This is a genomic window from Pseudomonas quercus (assembly GCF_012033695.1).
GTDB lineage: Bacteria > Pseudomonadota > Gammaproteobacteria > Pseudomonadales > Pseudomonadaceae > Aquipseudomonas > Aquipseudomonas quercus.
In genome coordinates this window covers 42,198-65,100 of the sequence record NZ_JAAVJI010000011.1, presented here as the reverse complement: position 1 = coordinate 65,100, position 22,903 = coordinate 42,198, and the positions used below count along the sequence as shown (strand labels likewise).

The following is a 22,903-nucleotide window of genomic DNA, read 5'->3' as shown; positions in this document are numbered from 1 at the left end:
AAGCCTTTTCAGATGTCGCAGCCGATCCGCCTCAAGGACCACGAAAAAGACGCCCGCCTTGTGCGTGGGCGCGTGGTGGTGGGCGCTGTAGTGGTTGTGGCATTGATCGCTGTGCTGGTGGCCCGGCTTTATTTTCTGCAGGTCATCCAGTACGAGTACCACTCCACGTTGTCCGAAAACAACCGGGTGCACGTCCAGCCCATTCCACCGAGCCGCGGGCTGATCTACGACCGCAATGGCGTGATCATTGCCAACAACCGGCCCAGCTTCAACCTGAGCGTCACCCGTGAACGGGCAGGGGACTGGGAGGGCACACTCGACCTGATCGTCGAAGTGCTGGAACTCACGCCTGAAGACCGGGCACTGTTCGAAAAGCGTATGCGCCAGGGCCGTCGGCCGTTCGAGCCCGTGCCGGTGATGCAGGAGCTGACGGAAGAACAGATTGCCCGTATCGCTGTAAACCAGTTCCGCCTGCCTGGCGTCGAAGTCGTGGCTCAGCTCACCCGGCATTATCCAGAGGGTGCACACTTCGCACACTCGGTGGGCTATATGGGGCGAATCAACGAAAAAGAGCTCAAAACCCTCGACCCCGTCAATTACAGCGGTACTCATCAGATCGGCAAGACAGGCATCGAGCGGTTCTACGAGCCTGAGCTGCATGGCCAGGTGGGCTACGAGGAGGTCGAGACCAACGCCCGAGGGCGTGTGCTGCGCGTGCTCAAGCGAACCGATCCGATTCCAGGCAAGGACATCGTGCTGTCCCTGGACATTCAACTGCAGCAGGCTGCCGAAGCCGCATTGGGCGGGCGGCGCGGCGCCATCGTAGCGCTGGACCCAGCGACTGGCGAAGTACTCGCCATGGTGAGCCAGCCCAGCTTCGATCCCAACCTGTTCGTGACCGGCATTCCGTTCAAGACCTATGCCGAACTGCGCGATTCCATTGACCGGCCGCTGTTCAACCGCGTGCTGCGCGGGCTTTACCCGCCAGGCTCCACCATCAAGCCGGCCGTTGCCATTGCAGGGCTGGACAGTGGCGTGGTCACGCCCTCCACACGGGTCTTCGATCCGGGCTATTACACGCTGCCCAACTACGACCATAAATACCGTAACTGGAACCGCAGTGGTGACGGCTTCGTTGACCTGGATACCGCCATCATGCGCTCCAACGACACCTATTTCTATGACCTGGCGCACAAGCTGGGAATCGACCGCCTGGGTGAATACCTGGGGCGTTTCGGTATCGGCAAGAAGGTTTCCCTGGACATGTTTGAAGAGTCGCCTGGGTTGATGCCCTCCCGTGAATGGAAACGGGTTACCCGCCGTCAGGTGTGGTACCCCGGTGAAACCTTGATCCTGGGGATTGGCCAGGGTTACATGCAGGTCACCCCGCTGCAGCTGGCACAAGCCACTGCGCTGATTGCCAACAAAGGCCGTTGGAATCGCCCTCGTCTGGCGCGTGCAATCGAAAACCAGCCGCCGAAAGACCTCTCGCCAGTGCCGGATATCGTGCTGCGCGACCCGGCAGATTGGGCGCGTGTCACCCATGGCATGGAACAGGTGATGCAGAACGCAAGAGGTACAGCGCGCAAGGCCGCCTTGGGTGCCCAATACCGCATTGCCGGTAAAAGTGGTACCGCCCAGGTGGTCGCCATCAGGCAAGGTGAGCGCTATGACCGCAACAAGCTGCAAGAGCGCCATCGTGACCACGCATTGTTCGTAGGCTTTGCTCCGGCAGACCGGCCGAAAATCGTGGTAGCGGTGATGGTCGAGAATGGCGAGGCGGGCTCGGGTGTAGCTGCACCTGTGGTTCGGCAGGTGATGGATGCCTGGCTGCTGGGCCCTGATGGCCAGCTAAAGCCCCAGTTCGCCAGCGGTTCCACACCGGAGGTCACGGCCCGTGAAGAATAATTTCGACCGTATCCTGTCCAGCGAAGATGTGATGCGCCGTCGCGCCACGTTTCTACAACGTATACATGTCGATGGGCCGCTGCTGGTCCTGTTGCTGACCTTGGCCACGGGTAGCCTGTTCGTGCTGTATTCGGCCAGCGGAAAAAGCTGGGACCTGCTGATCAAGCAGGCCACTTCGTTCGGGATCGGCCTGGTCTCCATGTTCATCATTGCGCAGCTGGAACCCAGGTTCATGGCCCGCTGGGTGCCCCTGGCCTATGTGGTGGGCGTGATACTGCTGGTGGTGGTGGATGTAATGGGCCACAACGCCATGGGCGCGACCCGCTGGATCAACATCCCAGGGGTGATTCGCTTCCAGCCTTCGGAATTCATGAAAATCATCATGCCGGCGACCATTGCCTGGTACCTGTCCAAACGTACGCTGCCGCCCCATCTCAAGCATGTGGCAATCAGCCTGGCGCTGATCGGTGTGCCCTTCGTGCTGATCGTGCGCCAGCCGGACCTAGGCACGTCCTTGCTTATCCTGGCATCCGGGGCCTTCGTGATGTTCATGGCAGGCCTGCGCTGGCGCTGGATCATCAGCGTGGTGGCCGCAGCGGTGCCGGTCGCGGTCGCCATGTGGTTCTTCATCATGCATGACTACCAGAAGCAGCGAATCCTCACCTTCCTGGACCCGGAAAGCGACCCGTTGGGCACAGGCTGGAACATCATCCAGTCCAAGGCCGCCATTGGTTCGGGCGGGGTATTTGGCAAGGGGTGGCTGCTGGGCACCCAGTCCCACCTGGATTTTTTGCCCGAAAGCCATACGGACTTTATCATTGCGGTGCTCGGCGAGGAGTTCGGCCTGGTAGGTATCTGTGCCCTGTTGCTGATCTACCTGTTGTTGATCGGCCGTGGGCTGGTGATCACAGCCCAGGCACAAACCCTGTATGGGAAACTGCTCGCGGGTAGCCTTACCATGACTTTTTTCGTGTATGTATTCGTAAACATTGGCATGGTCAGCGGCCTTCTACCTGTAGTTGGCGTGCCCTTGCCCTTCATTAGTTACGGCGGAACTTCGCTTGTGACACTACTGTCAGCGTTTGGGGTTTTGATGTCGGTCCATACCCATCGCAAGTGGATCGCTCAGGTTTGAATAAGGTGAAGATGTCAATGCAAGCAATGCGCGGCTGGGTCGCTCGATACGCTCCTTGGGTCGGCCTGGCAGGCATCCTTGGCACGCCAGCTACATCGGTCGCCGGTGACTACGAAGGGTCGCCTCAGGTGGCCGAATTCGTAGGTGAAATGACCCGCGACTATGGTTTCGCCGGCGAGCAGCTGATGGGGGTGTTCCGTGAAGTGGAGCGCAAGCAGGCCATTCTGGACGCCATCTCCCGGCCTGCCGAGCGGGTGAAACCTTGGAAAGACTATCGCCCCATCTTCATCACCGATGCACGTATCGCTCGCGGTGTAGACTTCTGGCGCCAACATGAGGCTGCACTGGCCCGTGCAGAGCAGGAGTATGGCGTGCCGGCCCAGGTGATCGTGGCCATTATTGGCGTGGAAACCTTCTTCGGCCGCAATACCGGCAATTATCGAGTGATCGATGCCTTGTCCACCTTGGGCTTCGACTATCCTCCCCGTGCAGACTTTTTCCGTAAGGAGTTGCGCGAATTCCTGCTGCTGGCGCGCGATGAGCAGGTGGACCCCATGACCCTCAAGGGCTCCTATGCCGGTGCCATGGGGCTGCCGCAGTTCATGCCCAGCAGCTTCCGCGCCTACGCGGTGGACTTCGACGGTGACGGCCATATCAATATCTGGAGCGACCCTACCGATGCCATCGGCAGTGTAGCCAGCTACTTCAGCCGCCATGGCTGGGTGCCTGGCGAGCCCGTGGTCAGCCGTGCCGACGTACGAGGCGAGCGCGCGGACGAAGGCCTCAGCCCCGGCCTGGACCCGACGAAAACCGTAGGGGAGTTGCGAGCGCTGGGGTGGTCGAGTCATGATGCGCTGCGCGATGACTTACCGGTCGTTGCATTCAAGCTAGACGGGGCGGCTGGCCCTGAGTACTGGATGGGCCTGAAGAACTTCTACGTGATCACGCGCTACAACCGCAGCGCGATGTACGCCATGGCCGTTCACCAACTGTCGCAAATGCTGGTTCAAGCACGGGGCAACAAGTAATGCGGGCTTTGCCGTTTCGCACACCATTGAAACTGGCGCTCTACGGCGCGCTTGCCTTGCTGGTCGTCAGTTGCTCCAGCAGCCGGGCCCCACAGGGCACGTCTACCGGCACCAGTACCTATACCGTGCGCGCCAAGCCCGGCCTGGATATCAACCGTGCCCACAAAGATGGTGCGCCCTGGTGGGATGTGGACATCTCGCGTATTCCGGACGCGGTGCCTACGCTTCATACCGGCCCTTACAAAGCCAACCCCTACACGGTACTGGGCAAAACCTATTTTCCGATTCCCAGTGCCAGCAGCTACAACGTGGTGGGTACGGCCTCCTGGTACGGCACCAAGTTTCATGGCCAGAACACGGCCAATGGTGAGGTGTATGACCTGTATGGCATGAGTGCAGCCCACAAGACGCTGCCCCTGCCCAGCTATGTACGCGTTACCAACCTGGATAACAACCGTTCGGTGATCCTGCGTGTGAACGACCGCGGGCCGTTCTATTCTGACCGTGTGATCGACCTGTCCTACGCCGCTGCGAAGAAGTTGGGATATGCCGAAAACGGCACCGCTCGGGTTCGGGTGGAAGGCATCGACCCGCAGCAATGGTGGGCCCAGCGCGGGCGGCCAGCACCGATGGTGCTAGAGCCTGTGCAGGCCGCGCAGGCACAGGCGGCGTTGCTGCCGTCCACAGGAACGGTGGAACAGTACACCCCGCCGCCTGAGCAGCACGCCGTGGCAACGGCACCCGTTGTCATGGACCCAAAAAAAAACGCTTCTGCGCAGGCAACTGGCCTTTATCTCCAGGTGGGAGCCTTCGCCAACCCGGACGCTGCCGAGCTGCTCCGTTCGAAGCTCAGTACCATGGTCAAGGCTCCGGCCTTTACCAGCCCTACGGTTCGCAACCAGCAAACGCTCTATCGCGTGAGGCTGGGGCCGATCGGAACCCAGGATGAAGCACAGCAAGTGCAGAACAGTGTGCGCCTGGCCAGGCTCGGCTCGCCCAGCATGGTCACAGCAGACTAACCTCCACCTGCGATGCTTCATGCTCCCTGCGAGCGTGCGCCAAGGACGGCAACCCACGTAAGCCCTGACAAGGCTTTTAAAGATTTGCCCTCAGGGCCTGTGCCATCAGTAATCTCGAGAGACGGATGAACATCACCAACTTTGCCAAACGCCTGTGCCTGCTAGTTCCCTTACTGCTTTCGCCCACCGCCTGGGCCGTCGACCAAATGGTTCCGGCTGCCCCTCAGCTGGCGGCGCGTGCCTACGTGTTAATGGAGGCGTCCAGTGGCAATGTGCTGATCGACAGCGCTGGCGATGAACGCCTGCCGCCGGCCAGCCTGACCAAGCTGATGTCTGCCTATATCGCGACCCTGGAAATCCGCCGTGGTCAGATCGGCGAGAACGACCTGGTCACGGTCAGCGAAAATGCCTGGCGTACTGGCGGCTCCCGGATGTTCATCAAGGTGGGTTCCCAGGTCACGGTCAGCGACCTGCTGCACGGCATCATCATCCAGTCCGGTAACGATGCTACCGTTGCCCTGGCCGAGCACATTGCTGGTAGCGAAGATGCCTTCGCCGACATGATGAACGCGACCGCCAAGAAGCTGGGCATGGAAAACAGCCACTTCATGAACCCCACTGGCCTGCCTAACCCGGACCACTACGCTTCGGCGCACGACATGGCGATCCTGGCACGGGCTATCATTCATGAAGACCCGGCACACTACGCGATCTACTCCCAGAAAGAGTTCTTCTGGAACAACATCAAGCAGCCCAACCGTAACCTGCTGCTCTGGCGTGACAAGACCGTCGACGGTCTGAAAACCGGCCATACCCAAGAGGCAGGCTATTGCATGGTTGCATCGGCGGTCCGTGACGGCACCCGCCTGATCGCTGTCGTGTTCGGCACCAGCAGCGAGCAGGCCCGTGCGGCGGAAACCCAGAAGCTGCTGACCTACGGTTTCCGCTTCTTCGAAACCCAGACCTTCTACAAGGCCGGCGCCGAGCTGAACAAGGCCCCGGTGTGGAAAGGCACTACCAATGAAGTGAAGGCCGGCCTGGCCGAAGACCTCACCATGACGTTGCCACGTGGCCAGCTTAAGAACCTGCAGGCCAGCATGACCATGAACCCACAACTGACCGCGCCTATTGAAAAAGGCCAGGTGGTGGGCAAGGTTGAAGTGAAAAACGGTGACAAGGTTGTGGAAACCAAAGACCTCATCGCGCTAGACGCGGTTGAGGAGGGTGGTATCTTCCGCCGGTTGTGGGATAGCATTCGCCTATTCTTCTACGGCTTGTTCAACTAACGAACCGTCGGTTACCCCTCCCCAGCTCGCGGCTGCGGGAGGGGTAGCTTTTTTCCACGGCTTGATGAGGCCGTCACTGCCATGACAGACACCGATGTAAAGTCTCATATCATTGAGTTCCCTTGCCCCGACTATCCCATCAAGGTGATTGGCGACACGGTGGTGGGGTTCAAGGACGCGGTCATCGAAATTCTCGCCAAATACGCCAAGGTGGACATCAATACCCTGGCGGAGCGGCAAAGCAGCAATGGTAAGTACACCACCATCCAGTTGCACATCATCGCAACCGGGCAAGAGCAGCTACGCGATATCAATAGCGCCCTGCGTGCCACCGGCTTCGTGCACATGGTGTTGTGATGCAGGGTTGCCTGGGCTTTCGCGAGCTAGGCCTGACACCTTACGAACCGGTATGGCAGGCCATGCGTCGTGTTACCGACCACGCCCGCGAGCATCAGGTGGGCGATGAAGTATGGCTGGTCCAACACCCGCCTGTGTTCACGCAAGGCCAGGCCGGCAAGCCCGAGCACCTGCTGTTGCCGGGAGACATTCCGGTGGTGCAGGTGGACCGCGGTGGTCAGGTGACTTATCACGGGCCCGGTCAACTGGTAGCCTACCTGCTGCTGGACTTGCGCGAGCGCGGGTTTGGCGTGCGAGAACTGGTAAGCCGTATCGAAAACACGCTGGTGGCTGTGCTCGCCAGCTATGGGGTCAGCGGCTCGGCAAAGCCCGATGCGCCGGGTGTATATGTACAAGGGGCCAAGATCGCCTCGCTGGGCCTGCGTATTCGCAACGGCCGCTCGTTCCATGGGCTGGCCCTGAATGTGGACATGGACCTGCGTCCATTCCAGAGAATCAACCCGTGCGGCTACGCCGGCCTTGCGATGACGCAACTGGCCGACCATGCCCCCGGTGTCCAAATGTGTGAGGTGAGTGCAAGGCTGCGGGCGCAGCTCGTCGAACACCTCGATTATGCTGAGCAGACGACCCTCACGGGCGGAATCGACTGATATGACTATTGCCCAAGACACCGTCGCAAGCCCTGAAGTGGCGATCCAGAAGCCCTCGGCGCCTAAAAAAGTGGAAGCGGGCGTCAAGCTGCGTGGCGCTGAAAAAGTTGCGCGCATTCCGGTAAAGATCATCCCCACGGACGAACTGCCGAAGAAGCCAGACTGGATTCGTGTTCGCATCCCGGTATCGCCGGAAGTGGACCGTATCAAACAACTGTTGCGCAAGCACAAGCTGCACAGCGTATGCGAGGAAGCATCTTGCCCCAACCTGGGCGAATGCTTCTCCGGCGGTACCGCTACCTTCATGATCATGGGCGATATCTGCACGCGCCGTTGCCCGTTCTGTGACGTTGGCCATGGCCGCCCGAAAGCCCTGGACGCGGATGAGCCGCACAACCTTGCCGTGGCCATCGCAGACCTGCGCCTGAAGTACGTGGTGATCACGTCGGTGGACCGGGACGACCTGCGTGACGGCGGTGCCCAGCACTTTGCCGATTGCCTGCGGGAAATCCGCAAACTGTCGCCAGGCGTACAGTTGGAAACACTGGTACCCGACTACCGTGGCCGCATGGACGTTGCCTTGGACATTACGGCCCAGGAGCCGCCAGACGTGTTCAACCACAACCTGGAAACCGTGCCACGCCTGTACCGGGCCGCCCGCCCAGGTTCGGATTACGACTGGTCGCTGGACCTGCTGCAGAAGTTCAAGCAGCGTGTGCCCACAGTGCCCACCAAATCCGGCTTGATGCTGGGCCTGGGCGAAACCGACGAAGAAGTGATCGAAGTCATGCACAGGATGCGCGAGCACGACATCGACATGCTCACCCTGGGCCAGTACCTGCAACCCTCCCGCAGCCACTTGCCGGTACAGCGTTTCGTTCACCCGGATACCTTCGCCTGGTTCGCTGAGGAAGGGTACCGCATGGGCTTCAAGAACGTCGCATCAGGCCCCCTGGTGCGCTCTTCGTATCATGCGGACCAACAGGCCCATGAGGCGAAGATCAAGCTTTGACCACGCCCTATGGCAGGCCTGTGCGGGCACTGCGCCCAGGCGACTGCCTGGCACTGATCGCCCCGGCAGGCCCTGCCGACTTTGACCATGCTGCTGCCCACTTGTGGGCAGAGGGGCATGGTTATCGGTTGAAGATCTACCCAGGCGTGTCGCACAAGGCAGGCTACCTGGCAGGCAGTGACGCTGTTCGCCTGGCGGACCTGCATGCTGCCTTCGCGGACCCGGACATCGCTGCCATCCTGTGCATTCGGGGTGGGTACGGTAGCCCCAGGCTGCTGGACCAGGTCGATTACGCTTTAATTGCCGCCCACCTTAAACCCTTTGTTGGCTATAGCGACCTGACCGCACTGCACCAGGCGCTGTGGTTGGAAACAGGGTGTGTAACGTTTCATGGGCCGATGATGCGCCCAGACCTCCTCACGCCGCGCCTGGCGCCTACCGAGGCCCTGCTGTTGCAGATGCTGCGCGGGGGCGTGGGAGAAGGAGGCATCATTGAGCATCCTTCTGAGTTTCCGCTGACGACATTGGCCAGTGGCGCAGCAGAAGGGCGGCTGGCAGGCGGCAATCTCACCATGATAAGCGCCTCGTTGGGCACCCCGTGGCCGATTGATACCCAAGACAGTGTGCTGTTTATCGAAGACGTAAACGAACCCTTGTTTCGCATAGACCGCACGCTTAACCAGCTGCGGCTGGCGGGCAAATTCAAGGGCCTGAAGGGGGTGCTGCTGGGCGATGTGGCAAAAGTCGAACCCGCCGCGCTCTTTGAGCTGGTGCAAGCCACCTTCGCTCACCTAAATATCCCGATCCTGGCAGGCTGGCGCAGTGGCCACTGCGATCCCAACCTGACCTTGCCGCTTGGTGCCCGAGTGGTGCTGGATGCGGATAGCCAGCAGCTTAAGCTAGCTCAGCCCATCACCTATTAAATAAAGCACCACGCTACGAAGCCCATGAATGCAATGCCCTCACATTCGCCGGCTGCGCCAGCTCCCACAGAAGCCGATGCCTGCCGCTCTGAGCCCGCGAACAGGCTTTTACAGCCATCACTGCCCCTGGCGCAAACTCTCCAGCAGCTTATGTGTGGGATACCCGTCTGCCGGCCAACCACGGGCTTGCTGGGCTGCACGAATGGCCTTGCGGGTATTGCTGCCGATAATCCCATCTGGGGCGCCGGCATCGTACTGGGCAGCGCTCAGCAACGTTTGCAACTCGATACGTTCGGTACGGCTAAGGGGGAGGTCGTCAGTGGGCCATGCGCCCTGCACGTACCCACCGCCGCTGAAGCGTTGGGACAACAGGCTCACACCCAAGGCATAGGACGATGAGTTGTTGTACTTGAGAATGGCCCTGAAGTTGTCCAGTACCAGGAATGCGGGGCCACGGTAGCCGGCCGGCAGCAACAGGTTGGCCTGCTGCTGTGCCACTGCGGGCGCTACCACCGCGCCCGGCGGCAGTTTCACGCCTTGGGCCAGCCATTCGCTTACAGGTTTTCGCAGGCTGCCATCCGCTTGGGCATAGTCGAAGCCTGCAGGTAGCTGCACTTCCATACCCCAAGGCTGGCCACGCTGCCAGCCAGAGGCTTGCAGGTACTGCGCAGTAGAGGCCAGCGCGTCTACGGCACTGTTCCAGATGTCACGGCGCCCGTCGCCATCGAAATCCACTGCATGAGCGTTATAAGTGGTAGGGATGAATTGGGTCTGGCCCATGGCACCCGCCCAGGATCCCAGCATATGAGCCGCGTCGATGTCGCCGTTCTGCAGGATCTGCAACGCGGCGACCAGTTGCTCCTGAGCGAACCCAGGGCGCCGCCCTTCGTAGCCCAATGTCGACAGCGACCGGATCACGGATTTGTCACCCTGGAACTGACCGAAGCTGCTTTCCATACCCCAGACGGCCACCAAAGCCTGGCGGTCCACGCCAAAGCGCTGTTCGATGCGCTGCAGGTCAGCTCCGTATTGATTGAGCAGGGCTTGCCCTTTACGCACGCGCACGGGGGAAATGGCACTGTCCAGGTACTGCCATACGGGGCGGCTGAATTCAGGCTGGCTACGGTCTGCTTCGATCACGGAAGGGTCTGGCATCACACCTTTGAAGGCGTTATCAAACACATCGGTGCGAATGCCGGATTGAAGCGCGTGAGTGCGGAAGGCAGCCTGCCACTGCTCAAAACTCTGTGCAGGCACAGCATCGGCAGGTACTGCCGTTGCCGCTGCAGGGCTGCCAGGCAGCGCATCGGCGGCGGTGGGCGTTTCGGAGCAGGCGGCAAGGAAGAACAGACTGGACGCGGCGATGATCCGGCTGGAGCGGTGACGGCAGATACGGCGAAAAAACATGCAATTGCCCAGGCATACAGAGGTAAGGGAAACCTTAACACGCCGGGCCCAGGGCCCGCCAAGGGGCTATTGCGCAGGAAGTGAGAAACGCTGCCCCGTCATCATCAGCACCAGCCGAGAAAGGCCGGCCCATACAGAGCCTGGTGCTTGCCCTTTGATCTGTGCGTCCAGGTGTTGAGCATCTTGTAACAGCAGGTTCCAACGCAGGGCCGTATAGCGCCGCATGGCCTTGCCCACGATGGCTTTGCGCTTATCCCATACCGGCGGTTTCATCTGGCTGAACGCTTTGTCCAGCGCAATGCCCTGGCCGTATAGCTGGGCTACGCCTGCCAAGGTTCGTAGCTCCCGCGCCAGCGCCCACAGGACCACAGCGGCCTCTACACCCTCACCGCGCAGCCCTTGGAGCATACGCAGCGCATGAGTAGCATCCCCTGCGAGCACAGCGTCCACTAGGCCAAACACGTCAAAGCGGGCGCTGTCGGCTACGGCTGCCTGCACGGCTTCAAGGGTGATTTGGGTGCCTTCAGCCAACAGTTTGAGCTTTTCCACCTCTTGCGCAGCGGCAAGCAGATTGCCCTCTACCCGTTCAGCAATCAATTGCACGGCGTCAGGGTGAGCGGTGAGGCCCGCCTGGGCCAGCCGCTGGCCGATCCACTGAGGCAACTGGTTGGCGTCTATGGGCCACACCTGCACGAATTGCACATGGGGCGCATTGATCAAGGCCGAAGCCCATTTGCTTTTCTGTGTGCTGCCATCCAGCTTAGGCAGGCTGATCAGCAGCACGGTATCATCGGCAGGCCGTGCCGAGTATTCGATCAGGGCCGCTGCACCCTTGTCGCCCGGTTTGCCACCGGGCATGCGCAGTTCGAGCAAGCGTTTTTCAGCAAACAAGGAAAGGCTGGCGCTCGCCTGGAGCAGGGTACCCCAGTCGAAGTTCGGGTCGGCGTTGAACACCTGACGTTCGTCGAAGCCCTGCGCCCGCGCCGCGCTGCGGATGGCGTCGGTAGCTTCCTGGCATAACAAGGGTTCATCACCGCTGACCATGTAGATCGGCGCCAATGCTCCTTGCACGTGTTTGCCCAGCTGGGCTGGCGCCAGTTTCATTGCACTGTTCGCTGGCGCTTACCCAAGCCGATCACTGGCCAGGCAGCTGCATCGGGGACTGCTGTGGTGTTTCGTCACGCACGCGCTGTGCGGCCGCTTCAGCGGCTGCCTCGGCTTCGGCCTTGGCATCTTCCTGTGCCTGGCGCTTTTGCAGCTCCGCCGGGGTCAGTTGCGCCAGGCGCAGCATCATCCGCTGGATCAATTCGCGGCGCATTTCGGTACGCACCCGGCTAGCTTCCTGGTCGGACCCGGTCAGGTTATTGCTGTCATGCACGTATACCTTCTGTACGTCCATGTGATCGCTGACCAGTACCCGTTGCTGGTTGCCAGTGATGGTGTAGTCCGCGCGCAGGGTCAGCTCGATTTCCGAAGAGCGTGCCGAGCCTGTATAGGTCGCACTCCGGTTGTCTTCGCTTTCATCGGTCAATGTAAGGGTGTATGGGGCACCGGAAACCACCGCCACGCCACTGCGCTGAAGGGCCGCGCGCAGGTCGTTGACCGTAGTGCCGTAGGCATCACGTGCCTTCACATCCATTTCCTTGATGGCCATTTCATTGGTGCCCGTGCCGCGCAGCTGGAAACCGCAAGCGCTCAGCAGCGTGGCGAGCCCCAATACCAGCAGGTTACGTTTGATCATTGCGTGTTGCTCCTTCAAACCTTTATTAGCCGACGCACCCCGAAGCGCCTGGCGCCTCGGGGCCGGGATCAGTTGGCGACGATGTTGACCAGCTTGCCTGGCACCACGATGACCTTGCGAATGGTCTGGCCTTCGGTAAAGCGCAGTACGTTCTCGTTGCTGCGCGCGGCCGCTTCGATATCTTCACGGCTGGCATCCGCAGGCATGTCGATCTGGCCACGCAATTTGCCGTTCACTTGAATCACCAAGGTAAGGGTGTCCTGTACCAAGGCAGACTCATCATGCTTCGGCCAGGCCGCATCGATGACCGGCTCGGCATGGCCCAGGCGTTGCCACAGTTCGTGAGACAGGTGAGGCGTGATCGGGGCCAACAGCAGGGTGACCGCTTCCAGGCCTTCGTGCAGTAACGCACGGTCCTGCTCGTCCACCTGAGGGGCTTTTTCCAGCACGTTCATCAAGGTCATCACCTGAGCAATGGCCGTGTTGAACTTGTGGTGCTGGCCTACATCCTGGCCGGCCTGGCGAATGGCAAGGTGAATAGCACGGCGAACGACTTTCTGGCCGTCGTTGAGCCCTGTGACCTGAAGCGGCCCGGGTATACCTTGGGCGACGTGCGCCTGGGCCAGCCGCCATACGCGGCGCAGGAAGCGGTTGGCACCTTCGACACCAGCATCAGACCATTCGGCGCTCATGTCTGGCGGCGAAGCGAACATCATGAACAGCCGGCACGTGTCAGCCCCGAACTGATCGATCATCGATTGCGGGTCTACGCCATTGTTCTTGGACTTGGACATCTTCTCGGTGCCGCCGATTTCCACCGGCTGGCCGTCGCTGCGCAGGGTGGCCCGGATAACCTTGGCCTTGGCATCGCGCTCCAGGTCCACGTCCGCCGGGTTGAACCAGGTTTTCCCGCCATTGGCTTCTGTGCGGTAGTAGGTCTCGGCAATCACCATGCCCTGGGTCAGCAGGTTAGTGAAGGGCTCGCTGGAGGTGACCAGGCCTTCGTCGCGCATCAGCTTGTGGAAGAAGCGTGCATAGAGCAGGTGAAGAATGGCGTGTTCGATACCGCCGATATACTGGTCTACCGGCAGCCAGTGGTTCGCAGCAGCTGGGTCGACCATGCCGCCTTCGTAGTGAGGTGAGGCATAGCGCGCGAAGTACCAGGACGATTCCACAAAGGTGTCCATGGTGTCGGTTTCGCGGCGCGCGGCCTGGCCACAACGCGGGCAGGTGCATTCATAGAATTCAGGCAGGCGTGCCAGCGGCGAACCGGCACCGTCGGGTACCACGTCCTCTGGCAAGACCACAGGCAGTTGGTCTTCCGGCACAGGCACATCACCACAGCCGTCGCAGTGAATGATCGGGATCGGACAGCCCCAGTAGCGCTGGCGGCTGATGCCCCAGTCGCGCAGGCGGTATTGCACCCGGGACTGGCCCAGGTTTTTCTTCAAGAGGGCTACTTCCATGGCGTCGAATGCGCCTTCGAAGTCCAGGCCATCGAATTCACCGGAGTTGATCAACTGCCCGTGTTCGCCATAGGCCGCCTGCCAAGGCGCTGGTGTTTCATCACCGGCACTGGTGCGTACCACCGCCTTGATAGGCAGGTTGTACTTGCTAGCAAACTCGAAATCACGCTCGTCATGGGCTGGCACAGCCATCACTGCGCCGTCGCCGTAATGCATCAGCACATAGTTGGCGACCCAGACAGGCAGTTTTTCGCCCGTAAGTGGGTGCTCGACGAACAATGAGGTGGCACGGCCCTTTTTCTCTTGGGTGGCCATGTCGGCCTCGGCCACGCTGCCCGCTTTGCATTCGGCAATGAAAGCCTGCAGCTCAGCATCATCCTGGGCTGCCAGGGTGGCCAGCGGGTGCTCGGCGGCAACGGCCACATAGGTGGCGCCCATCAGGGTGTCGGGGCGGGTGGTGAAGACCTTCAGCACGCCGTCTTCGCCGATAGAGGGCTGGTGATAGGGGAAGCGAACCTCCATGCCCTTGGATTTGCCGATCCAGTTGCGTTGCATGGTCTTGACCTGCTCCGGCCAGCCCGGCAGGTCGTCCAGGCCTTGCAGCAGCTCTTCAGCGTAGGCCGTGATCTTGAAGTAGTACATCGGGATTTCCCGCTTCTCGATCACGGCGCCCGAACGCCAGCCACGGCCATCGATCACCTGCTCGTTGGCCAGGACGGTCTGGTCGACCGGGTCCCAGTTCACGGTGCCGTTCTTGCGGTAGATCACACCCTTTTCGAACAGGCGAGTGAACAGCCATTGTTCCCAACGGTAGTAATCGGGCTTGCAGGTGGTCACTTCCCGCGACCAGTCGATCGCCAACCCCAGGCTCTTGAGCTGGGTTTTCATGTAAGCGATGTTTTCGTACGTCCACTTGGCCGGCGCGACGTTGTTTTTCATCGCAGCGTTTTCCGCCGGCATGCCGAACGCATCCCAGCCCATGGGCTGCAACACATTCTTGCCCAACATGCGCTGGTAGCGGGCGATCACGTCGCCAATGGTGTAGTTGCGCACATGCCCCATGTGCAGCTTGCCACTGGGGTACGGGAACATGGACAGGCAGTAGTAGGTCGGCTTGCCGGGCTCTTCACTGACTTCAAAAGACTTGCGCGCATCCCAGAAAGCTTGGGCGGCGGCTTCGATTTCGCGAGGCTGGTAGTGTTCGTGCATGGCTACTTTTTGCTGGGGAAGTGGGCGACCTTGTCCAGGCTCGGAGGCTACGAGCGCAGTGGCCCGAGACCAGGCTAGCCTAAGTGTCTCAATGAACGCCGTAGCATACATGACCCCCGCAGGGCCTGTGAAACGCTGATTGCTGTGCGTGGTCCGTTGGTCGCTGAAGCAGGCTTGGGTGACAGGTGCCGCTAAGCTGTTGAGTGGGGATAAAAGTTTCGTCAGCACAGAGGTCAGCAGAGGGTGAAAACACATCTCACAGCCATTGAGCCGGCGCTTTATGAGCGCCTGTTAGATCGCCTGGGCCTGGCACTGGATGTTGCCCGTACGTCTAGGCATCTGCGTCAGGAAATACCCGCCGAGCTTGAGCTAAAAGGCCTTACCCGCGCCGAATTCGACTGGCTCAATGCTTACCTGCACGCCAGCGGTGCGTTGGTGCCACCCGCGCCAGCGCGGTTGGGGGCAGACCGGCTCGGCAATGTGATCTGGCTCAAAGACCGACGTCGTCGACCCCGGCAAAGCGACGCCCAAGCGCTGCCTTTCGAGTAGTTCCTGATACGATCGGGCACCCGCCAAGGAGAGGGTGCCCGATGTTTGCTCGCTACCTGCTGAAACAGCTTTTCTACCCGCCCTGCCTATTGATCATGCTGCTGCTGGCAGGCTGGCTGATGCGCCATCGAGCACCTCGGCTGGCTGGCACCTGTTTTGCCGTGGGCCTGGTGGGGTTCGTTGTGATGAGCCTCCCCGCGGCCATGCAGGGGGGCGCCACACTGTTGGAAACAGAACCACCCTTACCGGTAGCGAGTTGGACAACCCTGGCCCAACGTGCAGACGTTATCGTTGTACTGGGGGCAGGGCGGGAGCGGGGAGATCCGGCCTGGGAGGGTGAGGATCAGCCTACGGGCATCGCATTGGAGCGGATGCGCTATGCCGCAGCATTGGCTAAAGCCAGCGGTTTGCCGCTGTTGACGTCTGGTGGGCTGCACTACGGCGAGCCGCCCAGCGAGGCCCACATCATGGCGAAGTCCCTTGAACAGGACTTTTCCATCGAAACACGCTGGCTGGAGCCTCGCAGCCGTACCACTTGGGAAAACGCGACCTTTAGCGCTCAATTGTTGAAAGCCCAAGGGCTGCACCGTGTGGTGGTGGTGACCCAAGCCTGGCACATGCCACGCGCGCGCTGGAGTTTCGAGCGTGCCGGGCTTGAGGTGGTGAGTGCCCCCGTTGGTTTTCTAAGCCGCAGTAACGGGCGCCCTCTCAGTGGCTGGGTACCTGATGCAAAAGCCTTCTGGCAGACCACCCAGTTGCTGAACGAAGCCGTGGGCCAACTGGGCTATCGCCTGTTTTATTGACCACAGGCGTAGCCTGCGGCCATTCAACGTGTGCGGCGCTGCCAGAGTGCCCAACCAAAAATAAGGGTGCACAGGCCAATCAGTGGCCACGCGCGCCATTGCAGGTAGGGCGTAAGGCCACTCATGGGCACTACCTCGCCATACATCACGCCTACTTCAAACGAGGGCAGGCGCTCAGTGATGCGCCCTTGGGGGTCGATCAGCGCGGTCACCCCACTATTGGTAGCTCGGATCATCCAGCGCCCGGCCTCCAGGGCACGCATACGGGCCATTTGAAGGTGTTGCAGCGGCCCAATGGAGGTGCCGAACCAGGTGTCATTGCTGATTGTCAGCAGCAGGTCGCTTCGCGCCGCCATGCTGGCTGCAAACTCTGGGTAGACCACCTCATAGCAAATGTAAGGCGCGATTTCATAGCCTTTGGCCTGTAGCAAGGGCTGGTCGGCCGGGCCCCGAGCGAAGTCGGACATGGGCAGGTCGAAGAACGCGATCAGCCCCCGTAGCAGGTCCTGCAAGGGGACATATTCGCCGAAGGGCACCAGCTTTTGCTTAAGGTACGTGCCCTGGCCATCGCCAACCACAGTGATCCCATTGTAATAGCGCCGTTCGTGATCCACTTCCTGGCGGATAGGCACGCCGGTGATCAGGGCCGATTGCCGGCTGGCAGCGAAGTCTCCCAGGCCGTTAAGGTAGCCGCGGGCGCTATCGAGTAGCACAGGCACCGCCGTTTCTGGCCATACCACCAGGTCGGTACGGCGAGCCTTAAGAGTAAGGTCCCGGTAAAGCTCCAGCTGAGCGTCGATCTGCGCCGGGTCCCATTTCAGGCTTTGTGCGATATTGCCCTGAAGCGCGGCCACGGTAAGTGGTTTGCCAGCCGCCTCTGTCCATGCCTTGCCGTGTACCAGCGCGGCCGCAAGCCATGGCGCTACCAACAGGGCCAGCGCCGCTACGAACGAGCCTTTATGAGTGCGCAGGCCAGGAAGGTTGCACATTACACTTGCTGTCAACGCCAAGCAGAAGGACACCAGCCACAGGCCGCCTACCGGTGCCAGGCCGGCCAAGGGCCCTTCCAATTGGCTGTAGCCCATATAGAGCCACGGGAAGCCGGTGAGAAACCAGCCTCGAAAGGCCTCTTGAGCGACCCACAAGGCGGCGAACCCTAGGCTGTCGCCTAAAGGCGAGCCGGTACGGCGCACCAGCTTTGCCCACAGCCACGCCGGCAGCGCGAAGAACAGCGCTACTCCTGCAATAAACCCGAACATCAGCAGGCCGGCCAGCAGGGCAGAGGCACCGCCGTAGGTATGAATGCTGACGTAGATCCAGCTGGTCCCCGCCGCAAATGTACCAAAGCCGTAGCACCAGCCCCGTGCAAAGGCCTGGCGAGGGCTAAGGTTGCGTAGCCCCAAGTAGAACAGCGCCAGCGACAGTACGGCCAGCGGCCAGATATCGAATGGCGCCAAGGCCAGGGTGGTCAGGCCGCCAGCCACCGCGGCCAGCAGGTTACCGGGCCAGCCGGGGTGGGTGATCCAGCGCATGGGGGTCCTTAGCGGTTTATCGGTGTCAGGCGGAGCAGGTGGATTCGCCGGCTATCGGCGTTGAGAATACGGAACCGGTAGTTTCCGATCTCCGTGGTTTCGTTACGCTTGGGCAAGTGGCCAAAGGCGCTCATGACGAGGCCGCCGATGGTATCGAACTCGTCGTCAGAGAAGTCGCTGTCGAACGCTTCGTTGAAGTTTTCGATGGGCGTCAGCGCCTTGACGAGAAAATCGCCACTGGGCAGCGGTTTGATATAGCTGTCTTCCTCAACGTCGTGCTCGTCCTCGATATCGCCAACGATCTGCTCAAGCACGTCTTCGATAGTCACCAAGCCTGCCACACCGCCGTACTCGTCAATGACGATGGCCATGTGATTGTGGTTGGCGCGAAACTCCCGCAGCAGCACGTTCAGGCGCTTGGATTCGGGCACGAAGGTGGCCTGGCGCAGCATCGCCTTAATGTCGAAACCTTCTGTGGTGCCTTTCAGGATCAGGGGCAGGAGGTCTTTTGCCAACAGTACGCCCAGCACCTCGTCATGGTTCTCGCCCATGACCGGGTAACGGGAGTGGGCCGCGTCAATGACTGCGGGCAGGAAGTCTTTTGGTGCCTGCGTGGCCTTGATGGTGATCATCTGAGAGCGGGGCACCATGATGTCCCGTACCTGAAGGTCGGCGACCTGAATGGCACCTTCCACGATGGCCAGCGCTTCGCTGTCCAGCAGCTTGTTGCTGTGGGCTTCGCGCAGTAGCTCAAGGAGCTCCTGGCGGTTTTTCGGCTCATGGGCAAAAGCCTGGGTGATTTTTTCCAGCCAGGACTTCTGCCCGTTGCTCGATCGATCTTCGCTCATGGCGTTGTTTACTCGTGTTCCTTGAATACAGCGGAGGATGGGGTCTGTGGCGATGTGACGGGTTCTGCATAGGGATCGGGATGCCCCAGCTCTGCAAGCAACTCCCGTTCCAGGCTTTCCATCTCATCGGCTTCTTCGTCGTCAATATGGTCATAGCCCAGCAAATGCAAGCAGCCATGAATAACCATATGGGCCCAGTGAGCATCCACCGGCTTGCCCTGCTCGGCAGCTTCACGCTCTACCACCGCTGCGCACACCACCAAGTCGCCTAACAGCGGAATGTCCAGCATGTCGTCGGGCACGTCTGCCGGAAAAGACAGCACATTGGTGGGGTAGTCACGCTGCCGGTAAGTGTTGTTCAGCAACTGCCCTTCCGCTTCGTCAACAATGCGGATGGTGAGTTCCGAATCCGCTGTGCGTTGGCGTAGGGCCAGCGCGCACCATTGCCGGAACTGCGCCTCGCTGGGGATAGCGCGTGAACTGGCCTGCTGCAGATCAAGCTCAACCATGACGGGGGTTACCCTGGGCAGCCGTTTCGTCGAAGCGCTCATAGGCCTCTACAATGCGCTGCACCAAGGGGTGGCGAACCACATCCTTGGGTTTGAAATGGGTAAAGCTGATGCCGGGCACATCCTTGAGCACATCCATCACATGGGCAAGCCCGGAGCGCGTGCCTTTTGGCAGGTCGACCTGGGTGATATCGCCTGTGATCACGGCCGTGGACCCAAAGCCAATACGGGTCAGGAACATTTTCATCTGCTCGGTGGTGGTGTTCTGGCTTTCGTCGAGAATGATGAAGCTGTTGTTCAAGGTGCGGCCACGCATGTAGGCCAGCGGCGCAATCTCGATCACTTGACGCTCGATCAGCTTGGCGACGTGTTCGAAGCCGAGCATCTCGTACAAGGCGTCGTACAGAGGGCGCAGGTATGGGTCGATCTTCTGCGCCAGGTCGCCAGGCAGGAAGCCCAGCTTCTCGCCGGCCTCTACCGCTGGGCGAACCAGCAGAATCCGGCGCACCTGTTCGCGTTCAAGCGCGTCTACCGCGCACGCGACCGCCAAGTAGGTCTTGCCTGTACCTGCCGGGCCGATACCGAAATTGATGTCGTTGGCCAATACCGCCTTGACGTACTTCTGCTGGTTCAGCCCCCGCGGGCGGATCATGCCCTTGCGGGTGCGGAGGGTCACCGCTACTTCGTTATTGGCGGGATCGCCCAGCGCTTCCACAGCCGACTCCTGCAGGAACAGGTGGACCATGTCCGGCGATAGCTCGGTGGCCTTGGTTTCCCTGTACAGGCGGCGTAGAAGCAGTTCGGTGGAATGAGAAGCCTCGGGCTGGCCGATAATCTCGAACTGGTTGCCTCGGTTGCGGATTTCCACATCCAGGCGTTGTTCAAGCAGGCGAAGATGCTCGTCGAACTGGCCGCACAGGTTGGCGAACCGGCGAGCTTCGAAGGGCTCCAGGGTAAAGCGATGGGGTTCTATAGGTGCGTTCAAGGTCGTTTTTTGGCCGCTCTACGGCTGAGAAGTTGGACCCAAGGATACCCCCAAGGGCCATAAGGTGAAAGCGCAACGCAGTGATGGGCTGACAGGGTGCAAACTACCCTGGTTTAAAAGACAGCGTGTGGCCGTTGATGGGCCTGCCCCATGCTATGATCGCCGCCCTTTTTCCTTTCCAATTGTTTCCTCGGAAGACGATGACCAAGCGCGATCCCATCTATAAAGTGATCTTCCTCAATCAGGGGCAAGTGTTCGAGATGTATGCCAAACATATCTACCAGAGCGAGCTGTGGGGCTTTCTTGAGGTAGAAGAGTTTGTGTTTGGCGAGCGTACCCAAATGATCGTCGACCCGAGCGAAGAAAAGCTCAAGACGCAGTTCGAAGGGGTGGTGCGCAGCTTTGTCCCGGTTCATTCGATTGTACGTATCGATGAAGTAGAGCGCCTGGGTACGGCAAAGATTTCCGATGCCCAGGGCGTAGGCAATGTGATGCCCTTTCCCTTGCCGGTGCCTGACCGGTAACGCTACGGCAGCGGTGAGAACGGCGTACGGCCATCGGCGGTTTGCAGCTCCAGCAGGTACTTGCGGAAGATCTGCCCTAGTACTTCAGTGGCCCGCTGAAGGTCCTCGTGGCTCATGCTCGCCGATACTTCATCGGCGGAGTCCAACGCATCTTCGGCGCCATTGACGGCTGCCATCTTGAGTACGATATAGGCCTGTATGTTGTTCGCCGGTACACCTTCGCCGCGAAAGAACATCAGCCCCAAATGGTATTGCGCATCAGGGTGGCCCTTGAGGGATGCCTGCTCGAAGTAGGTCAATGCCTTGTTGAGGTCGCGTTCGGCCTGCTTGCCTTCGTAGTAAAGCCGGCCCAGTTCGTATTCTGCCTGGGGGTCGCCATTTGCTGCCGCCTGCTCACAGGCCGTAATGGCAGCGGGTAGGTCTGCTGGAGCATTGTCGAGGATGCAGCGGCTGGGCGCTGGCACCAGCAATGAATTGCTTTCAGCCTGCGCCATCAGCGGTACGAGGAGCATCAGGCAGCCCAGGGAAAGGGCGCGGCCGGTGCGGTTCATGGGAATCGATTTACCTCTGAGCTGGCGGGGAGGCCCGCCCTGGCGATGACAATGCGCACATTATGAAATAAGCCAGCCGCACCTTACAAAGCTTTACTGGGATTTTTCCGTATTGATACGGCCGTACCAGCCCCATAGAGGTGGGCACAGCCGTGTATCAAATGGAAAGGCGTTGGCGTTATAACTGGGCGAAGGCGCGCTCAGCTGCGTCTAGCGTGATCTTCAATTCCTCTTCGCCGTGGGCGATGGATGTAAAGCCGGCTTCGAAAGCGCTGGGTGCCAGGTAGACGCCGCCGTCCAGCATCAGATGGAAGAAACGCTTGAATCGTTCCGCATCGCTTGCCATCACGTCCTGGAAGGTGACGATGTCATCGGCACCGCTGAAATACAATCCGAACATCCCCCCCGCCTGGGTGGTCACGAAGGGCACCTGCGCCGCGTCAGCCCGCTGCTGCAGGCCATCGAGCATCGCGCTGGTGTAGGCCGTCAGCTCGTCATGGAACCCAGGCCGGCTGATGAGGTTGAGCGTAGTGAGGCCTGCCGCCATGGCCAGTGGGTTTCCAGACAGGGTACCGGCCTGGTACACCGGACCGAGCGGCGCAATGTGGGACATGATTTCACGCTTGCCGCCAAAGCAGCCTACAGGCATGCCGCCACCGATGATCTTGCCGAACGTGGACAGGTCGGGGGTCACGCCGTAGTGCGCCTGGGCACCGCCAAGGGCCACGCGGAAGCCTGTCATGACCTCGTCGAAGATCAGTACCACGCCATGCTGATCGCACAAGGTGCGCAGGCCCTCCAAAAAACCTGGCGCAGGAGGTACACAGTTCATGTTGCCTGCTACCGGCTCGACGATGATGCAGGCCACTTCGCTGCCAGACTCGGCCAGCAATTTCTCGACTTCGCCCAGGTCATTGAAGGGGAGGGTGAGCGTGTGACGTGCAAACGCGGCAGGTACGCCAGGTGAGCTAGGTACGCCCAGGGTCAAGGCGCCGCTGCCTGCCTTGACCAACAGGCTGTCCGAATGGCCGTGGTAGCAGCCTTCGAACTTGATGATGCTGTCGCGGCCTGTAAACCCGCGGGCCAGCCGTATGGCGCTCATGGTGGCCTCGGTACCCGAGCTGACCATGCGTACCATCTCCATGGACGGCACCAGCGCGCACACTCGCTCGGCCATTTGCGTTTCCATTTCAGTAGGCGCGCCGTAGGACAGGCCGTGCTCCAACTGGTCGCGTACCGCCTGAAGCACATCCGGGTGGCTATGGCCGAGGATCATCGGGCCCCAGGAACCCACGTAGTCCACGTAGCGCTTGTCATCCTCGTCGGTCACGTAGGCCCCCGCCGCGTGCTTGAAGAACAAGGGCGTACCGCCCACGCTCTTGAAGGCGCGTACAGGAGAGTTCACGCCGCCAGGGATATGTTTCTGGGCAGCGGCAAAGAGGTGTTCGGAGCGGGACATGG

Annotated in this window: 22 protein-coding genes; 12 read left to right on the top strand and 10 right to left on the bottom strand. The window is 60.5% G+C overall.

The window, feature by feature from the left end; genetic code table 11:
* Positions 1-12 precede the first annotated feature (12 nt).
* From mrdA to HBH25_RS16865, 9 genes are all read left to right on the top strand, one after another.
* Positions 13-1,908 carry a penicillin-binding protein 2 gene (gene mrdA, locus HBH25_RS16905; protein ID WP_168085116.1) on the top strand — a complete coding sequence of 632 codons (1,896 nt, stop codon included), beginning with the start codon at positions 13-15 and terminating at the stop codon, positions 1,906-1,908.
* A gap of 31 nt (positions 1,909-1,939) precedes the next feature.
* Complete coding sequence (rodA, locus tag HBH25_RS16900) at positions 1,940-3,043, top strand: rod shape-determining protein RodA (RefSeq protein ID WP_168085215.1); 1,104 nt, start codon at positions 1,940-1,942, stop codon at positions 3,041-3,043.
* A 17-nt stretch (positions 3,044-3,060) separates the two neighbouring features.
* A complete protein-coding gene (gene mltB / locus HBH25_RS16895; protein ID WP_168085115.1) occupies positions 3,061-4,071 on the top strand; it encodes a lytic murein transglycosylase B in 1,011 nt (336 codons plus the stop codon).
* On the top strand, positions 4,071-5,090 hold the full coding sequence (locus tag HBH25_RS16890; RefSeq protein ID WP_168085114.1) for a septal ring lytic transglycosylase RlpA family protein: 1,020 nt from the start codon (positions 4,071-4,073) through the stop codon (positions 5,088-5,090). The genes mltB and HBH25_RS16890 overlap by 1 nt, the downstream gene beginning before the upstream one ends.
* Before the next feature lie 125 nt (positions 5,091-5,215).
* Complete coding sequence (locus HBH25_RS16885) at positions 5,216-6,376, top strand: D-alanyl-D-alanine carboxypeptidase family protein (protein WP_168085113.1); 1,161 nt, start codon at positions 5,216-5,218, stop codon at positions 6,374-6,376.
* Positions 6,377-6,457: 81 nt separating this feature from the next.
* Positions 6,458-6,733, top strand: coding sequence for a DUF493 domain-containing protein (locus HBH25_RS16880; protein WP_168085112.1), 276 nt, complete (start codon positions 6,458-6,460; stop codon positions 6,731-6,733).
* Positions 6,733-7,383 carry a lipoyl(octanoyl) transferase LipB gene (gene lipB, locus HBH25_RS16875; protein WP_168085111.1) on the top strand — a complete coding sequence of 217 codons (651 nt, stop codon included), beginning with the start codon at positions 6,733-6,735 and terminating at the stop codon, positions 7,381-7,383. The genes HBH25_RS16880 and lipB overlap by 1 nt, the downstream gene beginning before the upstream one ends.
* A 1-nt stretch (position 7,384) precedes the next feature.
* Positions 7,385-8,395, top strand: coding sequence for a lipoyl synthase (gene lipA / locus HBH25_RS16870; RefSeq protein ID WP_178089027.1), 1,011 nt, complete (start codon positions 7,385-7,387; stop codon positions 8,393-8,395).
* Positions 8,392-9,318 carry a S66 peptidase family protein gene (locus HBH25_RS16865; RefSeq protein WP_168085110.1) on the top strand — a complete coding sequence of 309 codons (927 nt, stop codon included), beginning with the start codon at positions 8,392-8,394 and terminating at the stop codon, positions 9,316-9,318. Before lipA ends, HBH25_RS16865 begins: the two co-directional genes overlap by 4 nt.
* A gap of 117 nt (positions 9,319-9,435) precedes the next feature.
* On the opposite strand, the gene HBH25_RS16860 is transcribed toward HBH25_RS16865, so the two are convergent.
* From HBH25_RS16860 to leuS, 4 genes are all read right to left on the bottom strand, one after another.
* Positions 9,436-10,725 carry a lytic murein transglycosylase gene (locus HBH25_RS16860; protein ID WP_168085109.1) on the bottom strand — a complete coding sequence of 430 codons (1,290 nt, stop codon included), beginning with the start codon at positions 10,723-10,725 and terminating at the stop codon, positions 9,436-9,438.
* Between the two features lie 66 nt (positions 10,726-10,791).
* Positions 10,792-11,829, bottom strand: a complete 1,038-nt coding sequence (holA, locus tag HBH25_RS16855; protein ID WP_168085108.1) for a DNA polymerase III subunit delta — start codon at positions 11,827-11,829, stop codon at positions 10,792-10,794.
* A 31-nt stretch (positions 11,830-11,860) separates the two neighbouring features.
* Entirely contained in the window at positions 11,861-12,466 is a 606-nt protein-coding gene (locus HBH25_RS16850) for an LPS-assembly lipoprotein LptE (protein WP_168085107.1), read from the bottom strand.
* Positions 12,467-12,534: 68 nt separating this feature from the next.
* A complete protein-coding gene (gene leuS / locus HBH25_RS16845) occupies positions 12,535-15,141 on the bottom strand; it encodes a leucine--tRNA ligase (RefSeq protein ID WP_168085106.1) in 2,607 nt (868 codons plus the stop codon).
* Between the two features lie 243 nt (positions 15,142-15,384).
* Between leuS and HBH25_RS16840 the strand changes: the two genes are divergently transcribed.
* A complete protein-coding gene (locus tag HBH25_RS16840) occupies positions 15,385-15,690 on the top strand; it encodes a hypothetical protein (protein WP_168085105.1) in 306 nt (101 codons plus the stop codon).
* A 41-nt stretch (positions 15,691-15,731) separates the two neighbouring features.
* Positions 15,732-16,493, top strand: coding sequence for a YdcF family protein (locus tag HBH25_RS16835; RefSeq protein ID WP_168085104.1), 762 nt, complete (start codon positions 15,732-15,734; stop codon positions 16,491-16,493).
* Between the two features lie 23 nt (positions 16,494-16,516).
* Here the strand turns inward: HBH25_RS16835 and lnt are convergent, their stop codons facing one another.
* The 4 genes from lnt to HBH25_RS16815 are packed head-to-tail and all read right to left on the bottom strand — an operon-like array spanning position 16,517 to position 20,367.
* The gene (lnt, locus tag HBH25_RS16830; RefSeq protein ID WP_168085103.1) at positions 16,517-18,025 is read right to left on the bottom strand and encodes an apolipoprotein N-acyltransferase; all 1,509 of its coding nucleotides are present in this window, start codon (positions 18,023-18,025) and stop codon (positions 16,517-16,519) included.
* Positions 18,026-18,033: 8 nt separating this feature from the next.
* Positions 18,034-18,873: a CorC family transporter gene (locus tag HBH25_RS16825; protein ID WP_168085102.1), complete on the bottom strand. Its 840-nt coding sequence runs from the start codon at positions 18,871-18,873 to the stop codon at positions 18,034-18,036.
* A gap of 8 nt (positions 18,874-18,881) precedes the next feature.
* Positions 18,882-19,382, bottom strand: a complete 501-nt coding sequence (gene ybeY, locus HBH25_RS16820; RefSeq protein WP_168085101.1) for an rRNA maturation RNase YbeY — start codon at positions 19,380-19,382, stop codon at positions 18,882-18,884.
* Positions 19,375-20,367, bottom strand: a complete 993-nt coding sequence (locus HBH25_RS16815) for a PhoH family protein (protein WP_168085100.1) — start codon at positions 20,365-20,367, stop codon at positions 19,375-19,377. Before HBH25_RS16815 ends, ybeY begins: the two co-directional genes overlap by 8 nt.
* A 200-nt stretch (positions 20,368-20,567) precedes the next feature.
* On the opposite strand from HBH25_RS16815, the gene HBH25_RS16810 reads away from it, so the two are divergent.
* Positions 20,568-20,891, top strand: a complete 324-nt coding sequence (locus HBH25_RS16810) for a DUF1820 family protein (protein ID WP_168085099.1) — start codon at positions 20,568-20,570, stop codon at positions 20,889-20,891.
* A 2-nt stretch (positions 20,892-20,893) separates the two neighbouring features.
* Here the strand turns inward: HBH25_RS16810 and HBH25_RS16805 are convergent, their stop codons facing one another.
* Complete coding sequence (locus tag HBH25_RS16805; protein WP_168085098.1) at positions 20,894-21,442, bottom strand: tetratricopeptide repeat protein; 549 nt, start codon at positions 21,440-21,442, stop codon at positions 20,894-20,896.
* Positions 21,443-21,620: 178 nt separating this feature from the next.
* Entirely contained in the window at positions 21,621-22,901 is a 1,281-nt protein-coding gene (gene hemL, locus HBH25_RS16800) for a glutamate-1-semialdehyde 2,1-aminomutase (RefSeq protein WP_168085097.1), read from the bottom strand.
* Positions 22,902-22,903 lie beyond the last annotated feature (2 nt).